This is a genomic window from Flavobacterium johnsoniae, from assembly GCF_001879205.1.
In the GTDB taxonomy this organism is placed as follows: domain Bacteria; phylum Bacteroidota; class Bacteroidia; order Flavobacteriales; family Flavobacteriaceae; genus Flavobacterium; species Flavobacterium johnsoniae_A.
Genome location: NZ_MLFK01000013.1, coordinates 67,293 through 82,864 on the forward strand (window position 1 = coordinate 67,293; position 15,572 = coordinate 82,864).

At 39.3% G+C, this 15,572-nt stretch carries 9 protein-coding genes, 5 tRNA genes and 3 rRNA genes; 6 read left to right on the top strand and 11 right to left on the bottom strand.

Features of this window, described 5'->3' with window-relative positions; translation table 11 throughout:
• Positions 1-18: 18 nt before the first annotated feature.
• The 9 genes from BKM63_RS22285 to BKM63_RS22330 form a co-directional block, all read right to left on the bottom strand.
• Positions 19-840, bottom strand: a complete 822-nt coding sequence (locus tag BKM63_RS22285; protein WP_071638786.1) for a phospholipase A — start codon at positions 838-840, stop codon at positions 19-21.
• Positions 841-1,236: 396 nt separating this feature from the next.
• Positions 1,237-1,346: ribosomal RNA gene (gene rrf, locus BKM63_RS22290) — 5S ribosomal RNA — on the bottom strand.
• A gap of 160 nt (positions 1,347-1,506) precedes the next feature.
• A 23S ribosomal RNA gene (locus BKM63_RS22295) occupies positions 1,507-4,390 on the bottom strand.
• Between the two features lie 157 nt (positions 4,391-4,547).
• A tRNA-Ala gene (locus BKM63_RS22300) sits at positions 4,548-4,621 on the bottom strand.
• A 107-nt stretch (positions 4,622-4,728) separates the two neighbouring features.
• Positions 4,729-4,802, bottom strand: a tRNA-Ile gene (locus BKM63_RS22305).
• 121 nt (positions 4,803-4,923) lie between these two features.
• Positions 4,924-6,437 (bottom strand): 16S ribosomal RNA (locus tag BKM63_RS22310).
• The 16S, 23S and 5S rRNA genes sit together here with 2 tRNA genes alongside, the layout of an rRNA operon.
• A gap of 1,738 nt (positions 6,438-8,175) precedes the next feature.
• A tRNA-Arg gene (locus BKM63_RS22320) sits at positions 8,176-8,249 on the bottom strand.
• Between the two features lie 32 nt (positions 8,250-8,281).
• Positions 8,282-8,356 (bottom strand) — tRNA-Pro (locus BKM63_RS22325).
• Positions 8,357-8,370: 14 nt separating this feature from the next.
• Positions 8,371-8,454 (bottom strand) — tRNA-Ser (locus BKM63_RS22330).
• Positions 8,455-8,692: 238 nt separating this feature from the next.
• On the opposite strand from BKM63_RS22330, the gene BKM63_RS22335 reads away from it, so the two are divergent.
• Positions 8,693-9,871, top strand: a complete 1,179-nt coding sequence (locus BKM63_RS22335) for an acetyl-CoA C-acyltransferase (protein ID WP_071638788.1) — start codon at positions 8,693-8,695, stop codon at positions 9,869-9,871.
• A gap of 66 nt (positions 9,872-9,937) precedes the next feature.
• Entirely contained in the window at positions 9,938-10,699 is a 762-nt protein-coding gene (locus tag BKM63_RS22340) for a C40 family peptidase (RefSeq protein WP_071638789.1), read from the top strand.
• Between the two features lie 86 nt (positions 10,700-10,785).
• On the opposite strand, the gene BKM63_RS22345 is transcribed toward BKM63_RS22340, so the two are convergent.
• Positions 10,786-11,631, bottom strand: coding sequence for an AraC family transcriptional regulator (locus BKM63_RS22345; RefSeq protein ID WP_071638790.1), 846 nt, complete (start codon positions 11,629-11,631; stop codon positions 10,786-10,788).
• Positions 11,632-11,750: 119 nt separating this feature from the next.
• Between BKM63_RS22345 and BKM63_RS22350 the strand changes: the two genes are divergently transcribed.
• The 4 genes from BKM63_RS22350 (at position 11,751) to BKM63_RS22365 (ending at position 14,746) form a co-directional block, all read left to right on the top strand.
• The gene (locus BKM63_RS22350; RefSeq protein ID WP_071638791.1) at positions 11,751-12,737 is read left to right on the top strand and encodes an aldo/keto reductase; all 987 of its coding nucleotides are present in this window, start codon (positions 11,751-11,753) and stop codon (positions 12,735-12,737) included.
• A 141-nt stretch (positions 12,738-12,878) separates the two neighbouring features.
• Positions 12,879-13,481, top strand: coding sequence for an NAD(P)H-dependent oxidoreductase (locus BKM63_RS22355; RefSeq protein ID WP_071638792.1), 603 nt, complete (start codon positions 12,879-12,881; stop codon positions 13,479-13,481).
• Positions 13,482-13,483: 2 nt separating this feature from the next.
• A complete protein-coding gene (locus BKM63_RS22360) occupies positions 13,484-13,762 on the top strand; it encodes a putative quinol monooxygenase (protein ID WP_083572317.1) in 279 nt (92 codons plus the stop codon).
• A gap of 3 nt (positions 13,763-13,765) precedes the next feature.
• Positions 13,766-14,746: a zinc-dependent alcohol dehydrogenase family protein gene (locus BKM63_RS22365; protein WP_071638794.1), complete on the top strand. Its 981-nt coding sequence runs from the start codon at positions 13,766-13,768 to the stop codon at positions 14,744-14,746.
• A gap of 93 nt (positions 14,747-14,839) precedes the next feature.
• Here BKM63_RS22365 and BKM63_RS22370 read toward each other — a convergent pair whose 3' ends face one another.
• Positions 14,840-15,547, bottom strand: a complete 708-nt coding sequence (locus BKM63_RS22370) for a class I SAM-dependent methyltransferase (protein WP_071638795.1) — start codon at positions 15,545-15,547, stop codon at positions 14,840-14,842.
• Positions 15,548-15,572: the final 25 nt, after the last annotated feature.

A 15,572-nucleotide genomic window follows, 5' to 3' on the forward strand; every position in this document is an offset into this window, starting at 1 on the left:
TTAAATGATAAAATAAACTTAGAAAATTCCCATATTTTCAGGTTTGATAGTAAAGCCTAAACGCACCATGCTTTTATGCTCCTGATAATCAATTAAACTTTCTGTATAACCCACAAACCATTGAATCGTGAGGTAATAATTTTCATTTTTATATGGTTTCCAATTTAGCTGCGTCTGCAGAGACCCATAATTGATAAGACCACTTCCTTTTCTAAAAAGAATATCTGCACTCCACCTTCCAGGCTTAATTTGATAAGTAGCGCTAGCCTCGCCATATCCAACATACTTCGTCAGTTCTGGATTATCCTCTTTATCCACAATAGGAATCCATCCTCTAATTCCAACCATCCAACGTGGAGAAACTTGAGACTTTAATGAAAAGGCAAGCATATTCCATGTTCTGGAATAAATAGAATCTCTTCCATTTGATTCGTGTTCTAACGAAATTGTTCCATAAGTAAGCCTCCCTCCTTTTAGATAAAACGGGCGGACGATGGCAACTCCCGGATTGAAATTAATTTCAGAAAATGGTTTTGAACTCGCATAAATATCCCAAAAGGCTTTTTGAGTATACATTAAATAAGGGAAAAAGCCACCAAGCCAAGGTTTTGATGTCAATCTTAGTTTAAAACTTATTTGATATTTCACATCAGCTGTATTTCGTGTAATATCCGTATTTATTGGTACACCCGTCAGAAAATAATTATCCCTATGAACAGAAAAACTATGTTCCTTCAGCAATGAATCTGCCGCACGGAAATTCTTTTTTTCTTCTACAATTTGTGAATTTGATGTGATTGAAAACAAAATGAAACAAGTCAGCAGGAATCTAAAATACATTTATATAGCAATAAATTAAGGGTTATTTTTGTCTAAAATAAATGTACGCCATTTTAATGAATCATATTAACTCAAAAAAAATAAGAATAACCCAATAAATACAAGAGTTTTTATCACTCAATTTTTAAATCTAAAAGATTTTAAATTCAATAATTTCTAACGTTATTTAAATATGTTTGAAATAAAAATATTCATGGCGTTCCCTCCGGGCCGGGCTGTGCGCTGTATCTTTTGTTTTTTAAAGAAAAAAACAAAAGGATGCCGCTTCCATCCCTAACGCAGGCGGGTTATAAGAAACTTTTTTATTTATTCGAGTGCAATGCGCAGATTGATGCGAAGTTTTAAAAACATCTATAAAACAAAAAACCCTATTCGCTGGAATAGGGTTTTTCAAAAGAAAGGCGACGACATACTCTCCCACATAACTGCAGTACCATCTGCGCAGGCGGGCTTAACTACTCTGTTCGGGATGGGAAGAGGTGAGCCCCGCCGCAATAACCACCTTAAGAAGTTATAATTGCTTTGGGCAATCTGTTTTAATTAACAATTGATAATTCACAATTCATAATTAAAACCAATATCTTAACATACTGAGATAAAGAAAAGTATTTTTATTTAGTATTTCTAGAAAGTTTCTCCCCCCGACTTGCATCGGGGGAAAAGGGTGTACATAAGCTTACGGATTATTAGTACTACTCGACTATGACATTACTGCCTTTACATCTATAGCCTATCAACGTGGTCATCTTCCACGATCCTTAAAAGAAATCTCATCTTGTGGTGGGTTTCGCGCTTATATGCTTTCAGCGCTTATCCCTTCCAAACGTAGCTACTCTGCGGTGCCCCTGGCGGGACAACAGATACACTAGAGGTTTGTCCAATTCGGTCCTCTCGTACTAGAATCAGATCCACTCAAATTTCTAACGCCCACAGTAGATAGAGACCGAACTGTCTCACGACGTTCTGAACCCAGCTCGCGTGCCACTTTAATGGGCGAACAGCCCAACCCTTGGGACCTTCTCCAGCCCCAGGATGTGACGAGCCGACATCGAGGTGCCAAACCCCCCCGTCGATATGAGCTCTTGGGGGAGATCAGCCTGTTATCCCCGGCGTACCTTTTATCCTTTGAGCGATGGCCCTTCCATGCGGAACCACCGGATCACTATGCTCTACTTTCGTACCTGATCGACCTGTATGTCTCTCAGTCAAGCTCCCTTATGCCATTGCACTCTACGCACGGTTACCAAGCGTACTGAGGGAACCTTTAGAAGCCTCCGTTACTCTTTTGGAGGCGACCACCCCAGTCAAACTACCCACCAAGCAATGTCCCCCACAATATGGGGTTAGGCCTCAGATAAACAAAGGGTTGTATTTCAACAATGACTCCACAACGCCTGGCGACGCCGCTTCATAGTCTCCAACCTATCCTACACATCATTTATCCAAGGTCAATACTAAGCTATAGTAAAGGTGCACAGGGTCTTTTCGTCCCACTGCGGGTAAACGGCATCTTCACCGTTACTACAATTTCACCGAGCTCATGGCTGAGACAGTGTCCAGATCGTTACACCATTCGTGCAGGTCGGAACTTACCCGACAAGGAATTTCGCTACCTTAGGACCGTTATAGTTACGGCCGCCGTTTACTGGGGCTTCAATTCAATGCTTCTCCGAAGATAACATCTCCTCTTAACCTTCCAGCACCGGGCAGGTGTCAGGCCCTATACTTCATCTTACGATTTTGCAGAGCCCTGTGTTTTTGATAAACAGTCGCCTGGACCTCTTCACTGCGGCCCTGATTGCTCAGGGCGACCTTTCTCCCGAAGTTACAGGTCTATTTTGCCTAATTCCTTAGCCATGAATCTCTCGAGCACCTTAGGATTCTCTCCTCAACTACCTGTGTCGGTTTACGGTACTGGTACTAATTACCTGAAGTTTAGAGGTTTTTCTTGGAAGCCCTTAGGCGCACTATCTCTTTGTCCGAAGACTCCGAGTACTATCGTATTTCACCAGTCTCTGCGGATTTGCCTGCAGAGCCTATAGCTAGGTACTTTAACGAACTATTCCGTCAGTTCGCGGCGCTTTCATCACTCCGTCACCCCATCACAGTAATTAGTAGTACGGGAATATTAACCCGTTAGCCATCGACTGTCCCTTTCGGGTTCGCCTTAGGACCAGACTAACCCACAGCTGATTAGCATAGCTGTGGAAACCTTAGTTTTTCGGTGTGCGGGTTTCTCGCCCGCATTATCGTTACTTATGCCTACATTTTCTTTTCTAACCAGTCCAGCCCTCCTTACGAAAAACCTTCAACCCTGTTAGAATGCTCCCCTACCACTTAGAGTAATCTCTAAATCCATAGCTTCGGTAATATGCTTATGCCCGATTATTATCCATGCTCGTCCGCTCGACTAGTGAGCTGTTACGCACTCTTTAAATGAATGGCTGCTTCCAAGCCAACATCCTAGCTGTCTGGGCAGACAAACCTCGTTCTTTCAACTTAGCATATATTTGGGGACCTTAGCTGATGGTCTGGGTTCTTTCCCTCTCGGACTTGGACCTTAGCACCCAAGCCCTCACTGTTAGTGAACATTATACAGCATTCGGAGTTTGTCAGGAATTGGTAGGCGGTGAAGCCCCCGCATCCAATCAGTAGCTCTACCTCTATATAACTTTATAACTAACGCTGCACCTAAATGCATTTCGGGGAGTACGAGCTATTTCCGAGTTTGATTGGCCTTTCACCCCTACCCACAGGTCATCCGAAGACTTTTCAACGTCAACCGGTTCGGTCCTCCACTGTGTGTTACCACAGCTTCAACCTGCCCATGGGTAGATCACACGGTTTCGCGTCTAACACTACTGACTAAAGCGCCCTATTCAGACTCGCTTTCGCTGCGGATCCATGGCTTAACCACTTATCCTTGCCAGCAACGTTAACTCGTAGGCTCATTATGCAAAAGGCACGCCGTCACCCCACGAAAGGGCTCCGACCGCTTGTAAGCGTATGGTTTCAGGATCTATTTCACTCCGTTATTCACGGTTCTTTTCACCTTTCCCTCACGGTACTGGTTCACTATCGGTCTCTCAGGAGTATTTAGCCTTAGCGGATGGTCCCGCCAAATTCAGACAGGGTTTCACGTGCCCCGCCCTACTCAGGATACCACTATCTATTACATTTATTACCCATACGGGGCTATCACCCTCTTTGGCGTCACTTTCCAGTAACTTCCGGTTCTGCATGCATAAAATCTCGTGGTCCTACAACCCCAGCAATGCCGTAACATCACTGGTTTGGGCTAATCCGCGTTCGCTCGCCACTACTTACGGAATCACTTTTGTTTTCTTCTCCTCCGCCTACTTAGATGTTTCAGTTCAGCGGGTTTGCCCACCTATCGGTGTACTATGTCTTCAACATAGTGGGTTGCCCCATTCAGGTATCTGCGGATCAATCGGTGTGTGCCCGTCCCCGCAGCTTTTCGCAGCTTATCACGCCTTTCATCGCCTCTGAGAGCCTAGGCATCCCCCATACGCCCTTATTTTGCTTATTGTACCAATCATAAAATCAATTATGACCGTTTTTTTTTGTTCTTTACAATAAATTATAAAAAACGCTTTCTACTTTTTATTATTTTCTTATCTCAATATGTCAATGAACTTTATATGCTTCGCGCTTTACGCACTAGGCCTCAGGCTTACAGCCTTTTGTGGAGAATAACGGAGTCGAACCGTTGACCTCCTGCGTGCAAGGCAGGCGCTCTAGCCAGCTGAGCTAATCCCCCATTTTAAATCTTAGATTTTAGAATTCAGATTTTAGATTTCTAATTCTTCTCTAATTTCCTTTGGTGAATCCCAGCTTCCAGAATTTCCTTTTTCTTAAGTAATTTAGTAGTCCCGGGCAGACTCGAACTGCCGACCCCTACATTATCAGTGTAGTACTCTAACCAGCTGAGCTACGAGACTCTGTTTTACTTAAAAATTTATTATTTGAACTAACAGCAAGAGTAATATTATCCCTAAATCCTAAAACCAATAGAGCATCTTTTTCCCCGGCGTGTGTTTCCACTAACACTCAGGGCTCTAGAAAGGAGGTGTTCCAGCCGCACCTTCCGGTACGGCTACCTTGTTACGACTTAGCCCTAGTTACCAGTTTTACCCTAGGCAGCTCCTTGCGGTCACCGACTTCAGGCACCCCCAGCTTCCATGGCTTGACGGGCGGTGTGTACAAGGCCCGGGAACGTATTCACCGGATCATGGCTGATATCCGATTACTAGCGATTCCAGCTTCACGGAGTCGAGTTGCAGACTCCGATCCGAACTGTGACCGGCTTTATAGATTCGCTCCTGGTCACCCAGTGGCTGCTCTCTGTACCGGCCATTGTAGCACGTGTGTAGCCCAAGGCGTAAGGGCCGTGATGATTTGACGTCATCCCCACCTTCCTCACAGTTTGCACTGGCAGTCTTGTTAGAGTTCCCGACTTGACTCGCTGGCAACTAACAACAGGGGTTGCGCTCGTTATAGGACTTAACCTGACACCTCACGGCACGAGCTGACGACAACCATGCAGCACCTTGTAAATTGTCTTGCGAAAGTTCTGTTTCCAAAACGGTCAATCTACATTTAAGCCTTGGTAAGGTTCCTCGCGTATCATCGAATTAAACCACATGCTCCACCGCTTGTGCGGGCCCCCGTCAATTCCTTTGAGTTTCATTCTTGCGAACGTACTCCCCAGGTGGGATACTTATCACTTTCGCTTAGCCACTGAGATTGCTCCCAACAGCTAGTATCCATCGTTTACGGCGTGGACTACCAGGGTATCTAATCCTGTTCGCTCCCCACGCTTTCGTCCATCAGCGTCAATCAATTAGTAGTAACCTGCCTTCGCAATTGGTATTCCATGTAATCTCTAAGCATTTCACCGCTACACTACATATTCTAGTTACTTCCTAATAATTCAAGTTCAGCAGTATCAATGGCCGTTCCACCGTTGAGCGATGGGCTTTCACCACTGACTTACTAAACCGCCTACGGACCCTTTAAACCCAATGATTCCGGATAACGCTTGGATCCTCCGTATTACCGCGGCTGCTGGCACGGAGTTAGCCGATCCTTATTCTTACGATACCGTCAAATTCCTTCACGAAGGAGTGTTTCTTCTCGTACAAAAGCAGTTTACAATCCATAGGACCGTCATCCTGCACGCGGCATGGCTGGATCAGGCTTGCGCCCATTGTCCAATATTCCTCACTGCTGCCTCCCGTAGGAGTCTGGTCCGTGTCTCAGTACCAGTGTGGGGGATCTCCCTCTCAGGACCCCTACCCATCGTAGCCTTGGTAAGCCGTTACCTTACCAACTAGCTAATGGGACGCATGCTCATCTTTCACCGTTGTGACTTTAATTATATCTCGATGCCGAGGCATAATACTATGAGGTATTAATCCAAATTTCTCTGGGCTATCCCTCTGTGAAAGGCAGATTGCATACGCGTTACGCACCCGTGCGCCGGTCTCTATATCCGAAGACATATACCCCTCGACTTGCATGTGTTAAGCCTGCCGCTAGCGTTCATCCTGAGCCAGGATCAAACTCTTCATCGTATATTTTTATATTATATTGCGATGCTTTATTCTAGTGGTCTTTTTTCGAATCAAACGATTCTATTACTCTTTATTATTTGTTTTGAGATCTCTCTCAAAACGGCTGTCAATTCAATATGTCTACGAACGTGTTTCTTTTTGTTTTCGCTTGTGTTTCAAAGCGGGTGCAAAAGTACACCCTTTATTGAGATCTGCAAGCATTTTTAGAAAGTTTTTTTAATCTTTTTTAAAACTTTTTCATAACATTCTGATAATATATATTTTAGAGTTTGACATTTTTTCAAAACAATAAAGCTTTTTCTTACAATTTAAAAAACACCCCTTTTTATCACTTTCAAATAACAGCCATTTTACAAACTGTAAAACCCGTTATCCTCTTCACTATTCATACACAACTCAAAAAAATCACAGTAAAAACAGCTTCTCACATAACAAACCTTAAATTTACTCAAGCTTAAATAAGCACCACCACTCCTTTCAACAGACATTATCATTTTTCAAACACCCCTAATCATATATACATATATACATATATATGTATACACTCTTTCATATTATAAAATCACAATACAACATAACAACCAATACCCCCTACCATTAACAACTCTTAAAAAAAGCTTTTTAAATTCTTTTCATTACCATCATAAAACCCAACACTCTCTACAAACAATAAAAACCATAAAGTCTCATTTGCGATCTGCAAAGCCTCAACCACTCTCCTCACAGTTTAATTTTTAATGCGACCCAGATTCATTTTCTCCACTTTACTTAAAGACTACCCAAAAACCAGACAAGTAAAAAAAAACATACCTATTAATACTTTTTTTTCATGACCACATATTAATCCGATGATGGTCCGTTTAAAAACAAGTGCCGACCGCTTACAAAAGAAAACAGATGACTTGCAAAAAATTTAACAACAACAGCATCTTCCACTTCTACCAGTCACCTCATTAAACAACTATCTATAATTGTTTTCTTAATACTCAGAATCCACATGCACTTTTTTTTTAAAAACAAATAAAGCCCGCAACTTTTAAGTTTGCAGGCTTTTTTACTTTTAATTTAAGCTTGTTCTTTTCGACATAGAACAGCAGAAGTACTTAGTATGTTTTTTTTAAGTAATTATTAAAATATACAGCTTCTAAAACCAAGCCGATAGATCAATTTCTTTAATCGAAACTGCTGAATTTTACCATAGCGATTTAGCTTCAGATATTGTTTTTATCAGCAATCCATATTACCGCCAACTTACCTGTTTTGGTTTTACAGCAACACTCCAATAATTAAAATGAAGATTTTATGTATTTACACAATCTTACTCCCTAAAAACAGCCTGGGTTTTACTGCTTCCTAAATCACGATAATGCTGTTCCAAAATACACTTAAAACCCTTTAAAATCTGTGAGAAACTATCACCTTAATATATAGAACTATAATCTTCCAAGAAAATACTCCTTTATATTTACAAAAGAACCAAAAATAAACCGCCTATGATTCTATAATTTACACTTGGAAACACCTAAATACTCCTTATGAATTTAAAGATAGATTTGCTCAATCTCATTTTAAAAGCCAGTATTCAGGATTTTGAGATATATTCTTTCTATTAACAAAAACAGAAACCAATTAAAAGATATGGCGATATAGATTTTCTTTCAAAAAAGTATGATCAAAACAAATAAGATAAATTAGATTGTAAAAACAAAAAAGCCACTCGATTGAGTGGCTTTTGATGTGAACGCAGAAGGATTCGAACCTTCGACCGCCTGCTTAGAAGGCAGGTGCTCTATCCAGCTGAGCTATGCGTCCATTTGTTTTTAAACTTTATGGCAAAGTTTTCGTCGGGGTGGCAGGATTCGAACCTGCGGCCTCCTGCTCCCAAAGCAGGCGCGATAACCGGGCTACGCTACACCCCGAGGCAAAAATTAAGCGGAGAGACAGGGACTCGAACCCTGGCGACGGTTACCCGTCGACAGATTAGCAATCTGCTCCATTACCGCTCTGGCACCTCTCCAAGCTCAAGAAACGTGTTCTGTTTTGCGGTTGCAAATGTAAGACAACATTCCATTTCTCACAACTATTTTTGCGCTTTTTTTTTAGTTTTTTTAATCTTTTTTCTAAAACACTTCACAATCAAACGAATAGAATTAACAAAAATTTCATCTTGAATTTAAAATCACCCTATTTGACACAAAATTTGAATTTATTCAAATAAACAGTAAATTTGCTTGATTAACTAATATTAACAGAAAATGAACAAAAGAGTTGTTATCGTTTCTGCCGTTAGAACACCTATCGGAAGTTTCATGGGAGGGTTATCTACCGTACCCGCACCAAAATTAGGAGCTGCTGCCATAAAAGGAGCTCTTTCAAAAATTAACCTAGACCCAAAATTAGTTGATGAAGTTTTCATGGGTAATGTAATCCAGGCAGGCGTTGGACAAGCTCCGGCTCGTCAAGCGGCGCTTTTTGCAGGATTATCAGAAGAAGTTGCCGCCACAACAGTAAATAAAGTCTGTGCCTCTGGAATGAAAGCCGTTATGTTTGGCGCTCAAGCAATTGCCTGTGGTGATGCTCAAATTGTAGTGGCCGGCGGAATGGAAAGCATGAGCTTAATTCCTCATTATGTACAAATGCGTACTGGAAACAAATTTGGTCCTGCAACAATGCTTGACGGAATGCAAAAAGATGGTTTGACAGATGCTTATGACAACAACGCAATGGGAGTTTGCGCTGATTTATGTGCAACTGAATACAACATCAGCCGTGAGGAACAGGATAATTTTGCTATTCAATCGTATGAAAGAAGTGCAAAAGCATGGGATGCCGGAAAATTTGACAATGAAGTTGTTCCCGTAGAAGTACCACAAAGACGCGGAGAACCAGTTATTTTTTCAAAAGACGAAGAGTACACTAATGTAAAATTAGACAAAATACCTACGTTAGGTGCTGTTTTTACAAAAGACGGAACTGTAACTGCGGCAAACGCCTCGACAATCAATGATGGTGCCGCTGCATTAATTTTAATGTCTGAAGAAAAAGCAAACGAATTAGGTTTAAAACCCCTAGCCTATATAAAAGGTTATGCAGATGCCGCACAAGAACCAAAATGGTTTACTACAAGCCCGGCAAAAGCATTACCAAAAGCTTTGGATAAAGCTGGAATTGCAATTAGTGATGTTGATTATTTCGAATTCAACGAAGCATTCTCTGTTGTTGGTCTCGCCAATTCAAAAATCTTAAACTTAGATAACGAAAAAGTAAACGTAAATGGCGGTGCCGTTTCATTAGGACATCCTCTTGGTTGTTCAGGTGCACGTATTATTGTAACTTTACTAAACGTGTTAGAGCAAAACAATGCCAAAACCGGAGCTGCAGCAATTTGCAACGGTGGCGGCGGTGCATCTGCAATTGTTATCGAAAGAGCCTAAATAAAATTACAATTAGGAGTTATTGATCGTTATAACTCCTAATTTTTTAACTAATACATTACGTAAATGTACGGAATTTGTAATCTTGCCATAGTACCCGTTCGATCTGAACCTAGTGACAGAAGTGAAATCGTTACACAACTTTTGTTTGGCGAACATATCGAAATTTTAGAACGCCAAAATCAATGGGCGCGAATAAAAATTCAGTTCGATGATTACGAAGGCTGGGTAGATTCTAAACAATATCAGGTAATTTCTGAGGCAAATTATAATCTGTTAAGCAAAGAAGCTATTATTTTAAATGCCGATTTGATTGATTACATCACAGCGCCGGACAATTTATTACTGCCAATTCCACTTGGAGCTTCCTTAACTTTTCTAAACAACAACGAAATCAATACTTCAAATTTTGATTTTGAAGGAACAAAAACAAGTGGCATCAAACCAAAAAGTGCGCTTATAAGCACCGCTTTTATGTATTTGAACGCACCTTATTTATGGGGAGGAAAAACACCTTTTGGTATTGACTGTTCGGGTTTTACTCAAATGGTCTACAAACTAAACGGATATAAAATTCACAGAGATGCCTCACAGCAGGCACTTGAAGGCGAGCCATTAAGTTTTATTGAAGAAAGCGAAGCCGGAGATTTAGCTTTTTTTGATAACGATGAAGGAAACATTATTCATGTCGGAATCATAATGGACAACAATTATATCATTCACGCAAGTGGGAAAGTTCGAATTGACCGTTTAGACCACACAGGAATTTACAATCCTGAGTTAAACAAACACACTCATAAACTGCGTGTAATTAAGAAAATCATTTAAAAAAAACAAATTCCATGAGTTAACACAGATTAAAAAATCCTTTTAATCCGTGAATCTGTGGCTAAAAAAATTCGTGTAATTCATGTTTATGCACTAATACGAATTGTCTTTCTAAACTCGGAAGGACTATTTCCTCTCTGTTTTTTAAAGAATTTATTAAAATGGCTTTCATCCGTAAAACCAAATTCATACGCAATTTCGTTAATACGCTTATCACTGAATTGCAAGCGGTGCTCAATCAACTTGGTTTTATAATTACTGATATATTGCTGCATGGTTTCACTGGCATGTTTCTTAAAATAACGTCCTAAATAGGTATTCGAAATTCCGAAATAATCACTTATATACTCTGCTTTGATTTTTTCCGGATAATAAATATTCGTCTGAATATATTGTAGAATATCCATCGCTCTGGCTTCAGACCCCACGTTTACCTGTTCCGGTAAATATTTTGCAATATTTCTGGCCACGATAATAATTAATGTATTTACCAATTGCTGAATCAATTCTTTATTATAAACATCTTTATCCTGATGTTCGCGGCAAATTGCTTCAACCATTACTTTTACCAAACATTTATCGGCATCATTTTTTAAAATACAACCCGGCTGATGATTGGCATTTTGCAGAATATATTCTAAACGCTGAATATTCTCATTTTGCAGACTCGAATTCTTTAAATAAATATCATTAAATCTCAAGAAGAAAAACTTCGTTTTTGTCTCAATTGTAAAATTATGACAATCCTCCGGCGTTAGTAAAAACATATGCCCGGCATCATATTCGAAAATATTTTTATTGATGCACTGCCTTCCGGTTCCGTTTAAAATATAAACCAATTCAAAGAAATTATGACGATCTCCCACATCCGGATATTCATCTAATGTTTCAAAAGATACAGTAAACGGTTCGTATAAATTTTCCTTTTTCATGAGTTATAAATTATTTGAAGTTGCAAATTTACATAAAAAAGACAAATATATACAAGTTTACACTCTTAAAAATGGTATAATTTTGTCAAGTGAAATTTAATATATAAAAATACAACATTATGGAATATAGAAAATTAGGCAACTCAGAACTTGAATTATCCACTATTACATACGGTGCATTTGCAATTGGCGGTAATATGTGGGGTGGCAATGAAAAGAAAGATTCAATCGATTCTATCCACGCTTCAATCGATCATGGCGTAACCACAATCGACACCGCTCCTTTTTACGGATTTGGTTTAAGCGAAGAAATGATTGGTGAAGCTTTAAAATCTCAAGACCGTTCAAAAGTGCAGTTGTTAACCAAATTTGGTTTGGTATGGGACGGAAGCAATAACGGAAAAGGCGATTTCTTTTTTGATGCTGATGACAACGGAAAAAAAATTCCCGTTTACAAATATTCTTCAAAAAACAGTGTCATAAAAGAAATTGAAGAAAGTTTAAAACGCCTTCAAACTGATTATATCGACTTATTGCAAATTCACTGGCCAGACTCCACTACTCCAATTTCAGAAACAATGGAAGCTGTAGAAACTCTAATTCAACAAGGAAAAATCAGAGCATTTGGAGTAAGTAATTATAGCATTCCGCAAATTCAGGAAGCACAAAAAACTGTTCAAATTGCATCAAATCAAGTTGCTTACAGTATGCTGAACCGTAAAATTGAATCAGATTTAATTCCCTTTACAGTTTCAGAAAACATCGGGATTATTGCTTACAGTCCAATGGAAAGAGGTTTATTGACCGGGAAATATTTTACAGACGGGAAATTAAAAGACAACGATCATAGAAATGGCTATTTTGGTCAGTTTGATCTTCAAAAAGTAAAAACGTTGGTCGAAGAATTAAGTTCACTTGCAAATACAAGACACATTTCAATCTCACAATTAGTTTTGCGCTGGACAACTTTACAAAAAGGAATTTCGATTGTTTTAGCTGGAGCAAGAAACGCAGAACAAGCAGTATCAAACGCCAAAACGATGGATTTCGATTTATCAGCCTCAGAACTTGATTTCATTAATCAGGCAATTTCTAAACTACAATAAAAAATTTAAATAAGAATTTGGGCGTGTCCCAAGGGCCGGGCTATCCGTTCCAATCTTTTATGCCTCCGAAGCCTCGGGGCATAAAAGGATTTCCACTGCTATCCCTCACGCATTCATTTTCAAAAGAAGCAATCATATAAAATGAAAAAAATATTTATAATCAACGGCAGTCAAAATTTTGCGCATTCAGGTGGAAAATTTAATGAAACTGTTACCAATTGGACAATCGAATACTTAAAAAGTAAAAACTACGAAATAAAAACAACTGACATTAAACAAGATTTTGACTTAGACGAAGAAGTTGAAAAATTTGTTTGGGCAGATGTTGTAGTCTACCATACACCCGTTTGGTGGTTTCAGTTACCAAACCTTTTCAAAAAATACATCGACGACGTTTTTACCGCCGGACACAACAAAGGAATTTACAAAAGTGACGGAAGAACCAGAACAAATCCTGACATCAATTACGGAACGGGCGGACAATTACACGGACGTAAATATATGCTGACTACAAGCTGGAATGCACCCGCAGCAGCTTTTACACTTCCGGGAGAATTTTTCGAAGAAACATCTGTAGATGATGGAGTTATGTTTGGTTTCCATAAAATGAATAAATTTGTAGGTATGGAAAAATTAAACGGTTTCCATTTCCACGACGTTGAAAAAGGTGCAACTGCAGAAAACATTGTCATCTTCAAAGAAAATTACACCAAACATTTAGCAGCAACTTTTAAAACCTTATAATCATGATCTCTATCACTGCAATAATAAAGAGCAAACAGGAAAAAATTGAAGAAGTTAAAAACCTGATTCAAAACCTGGTTTTACAAACTAGAAAAGAGGAAGCTTGTATACGTTACGATCTTCATACAACCGAAAATGTTTTCATTATTTGGGAAGAATGGAAAGATCAGGCAGGACTTGACATACATAATAATCAGCCTTATCTGCAAGATTTTATTAAACAAAGCGAATCTTTTGCTTCAGCACCAATTCAGGTTTACAAAACAGTGCAAATACTATAATTAATGAAAGCACTCTTAGTCAATACATACGAATCTGAATTTGTAAAAACAGAAATCGACAAACCAGCTCCCAAAAAAGGAGAAGTTTTGGTAAAAATACATGCAAGCGGTGTAAACCCAATTGATAATAAAATTAGAATTGGAATTTCCCCCTATGCTTCTCCGGTATTACCAGCGGTTTTAGGAACTGATCTTGCCGGAGTTATAGAAGAAATTGGCGAAGGCGTAACCGATTTTAAAGTTGGCGACGAAGTCTACGGGCTTGCCGGAGGTGTTCTTGGTCTTCAGGGAACTTTAGCTGAATATACCGCTGTCGATGCTGATTTACTTGCTGTAAAGCCAAAAAATCTAACAATGAAACAAGCGGCAGGTATTCCCTTGGTTCTGCTAACCGCCTGGGAAGGTTTAATTGACAGAGCCAAAGTACAAAAAGGAGATAAAGTTTTGGTTCATGCCGGCGCAGGCGGAGTTGGCCACATGGTGGTTCAGCTTGCCAAGATTTTTGGTGCCGATGTATATGCAACCGTTTCTCCAGCAAAAGCAGCAATTGTAAAATCATTTGACTCAACACCAATTGATTACACAACTGAAACTGTTGAAGATTACGTAAACAAATATACGGACGGAAAAGGTTTTGACATTATTTACGATACTCTTGGAGGCCAGTCTCTTGATGATTCTTTCAAAGCAATCCGTCATTATGGCCAAATTAGCAGCTGTTATGCTTTTGGAACTCATACTCTTGCAACAAGTTCTCTTCGTTCGGTAAGTATTCACGGTGTTTTTGTTTTACGTCCAATGATTGGAAATGAAGGCAGAAAACATCATGGAGATATTCTAAAAGAAACAACAAAACTAATTGAAGAAGGAAAACTAAAACCAATTATTGATCCGAGAAAATTCACTCTGGACAATGCTATGGAAGCCCATAAAGCAGTAAGTGACGGTTCTGCAATTGGAAAAATTGTTGTAGATATCATTTAAGTTTTTCGTCACAAATTACACAAATTTCACAAATTTTCTTTACGGGATTGATAAATTAGTGCTGATTTACAAAATTCGTGGCAAACTTCTATACTATTTAATACCTCCAAAAGCCCCGAAACACATGTTTTTATGCAAAATTTCGACGCTTTTAAAACCTGCTTTTTTCATCAAATCTAATTGATAATTCATTGATCTTGGTGTATCTTCCTTGGCAATATAATCGAATACATTTTTGCGGTATGCTGCACCGCCAATTCCTTCCAAATATTCACCATATCGCTGCCAGGTATATTCATTCAATAAATCAGTATCCTGCGTGATCAAATCAGAAATCATAAAACAACCACCCGGTTTTAACAAGCTGAATATTTTAGCAAAAGTCGTTTCCCAATCCTGATCGTCGCGTAAGTGATGCAAAACCGCTCCTGCCAGAATAATATCAAAATGATTTTCAGGCAGTTCTACTTCCCTAATATCCCCTTGTTTTATTTCTACTTTTCCGCCTGTTGCAGCCGAAACTCTTTCTAAAGCCTTATTCAGCATAGGCAGACTCAAATCGACCAAAGTGCAATTTAAATCTGGTAATTTCGAAAGCATCATTAAAGTATAGTTTCCTGCTCCGCATCCAATGTCTAAAACATTCACAGCATTTGGAACAATTCGTTTTGAAGCTTCCGTTATTAATTCTAAAGAAACATTAGCGTCAATAGTAGACAACTGCCCCGTTTCTAAATTTGAAAATCGTTCGACATCATTGTCAAATCGCTCTTTAATCTCTGCAATAGTTGATTTTTCCATGTTTTTTCTTTTTAAAATCTCTCAC

Coding starts and splice junctions, on each gene's coding strand:
- BKM63_RS22285 (WP_071638786.1), bottom strand. CDS start 840: ATGTATTTTAGATTCCTGCTGACTTGTTTCATTTTGTTTTCAATCACA.
- BKM63_RS22335 (WP_071638788.1), top strand. CDS start 8,693: ATGAACAAAAGAGTTGTTATCGTTTCTGCCGTTAGAACACCTATCGGA.
- BKM63_RS22340 (WP_071638789.1), top strand. CDS start 9,938: ATGTACGGAATTTGTAATCTTGCCATAGTACCCGTTCGATCTGAACCT.
- BKM63_RS22345 (WP_071638790.1), bottom strand. CDS start 11,631: ATGAAAAAGGAAAATTTATACGAACCGTTTACTGTATCTTTTGAAACA.
- BKM63_RS22350 (WP_071638791.1), top strand. CDS start 11,751: ATGGAATATAGAAAATTAGGCAACTCAGAACTTGAATTATCCACTATT.
- BKM63_RS22355 (WP_071638792.1), top strand. CDS start 12,879: ATGAAAAAAATATTTATAATCAACGGCAGTCAAAATTTTGCGCATTCA.
- BKM63_RS22360 (WP_083572317.1), top strand. CDS start 13,484: ATGATCTCTATCACTGCAATAATAAAGAGCAAACAGGAAAAAATTGAA.
- BKM63_RS22365 (WP_071638794.1), top strand. CDS start 13,766: ATGAAAGCACTCTTAGTCAATACATACGAATCTGAATTTGTAAAAACA.
- BKM63_RS22370 (WP_071638795.1), bottom strand. CDS start 15,547: ATGGAAAAATCAACTATTGCAGAGATTAAAGAGCGATTTGACAATGAT.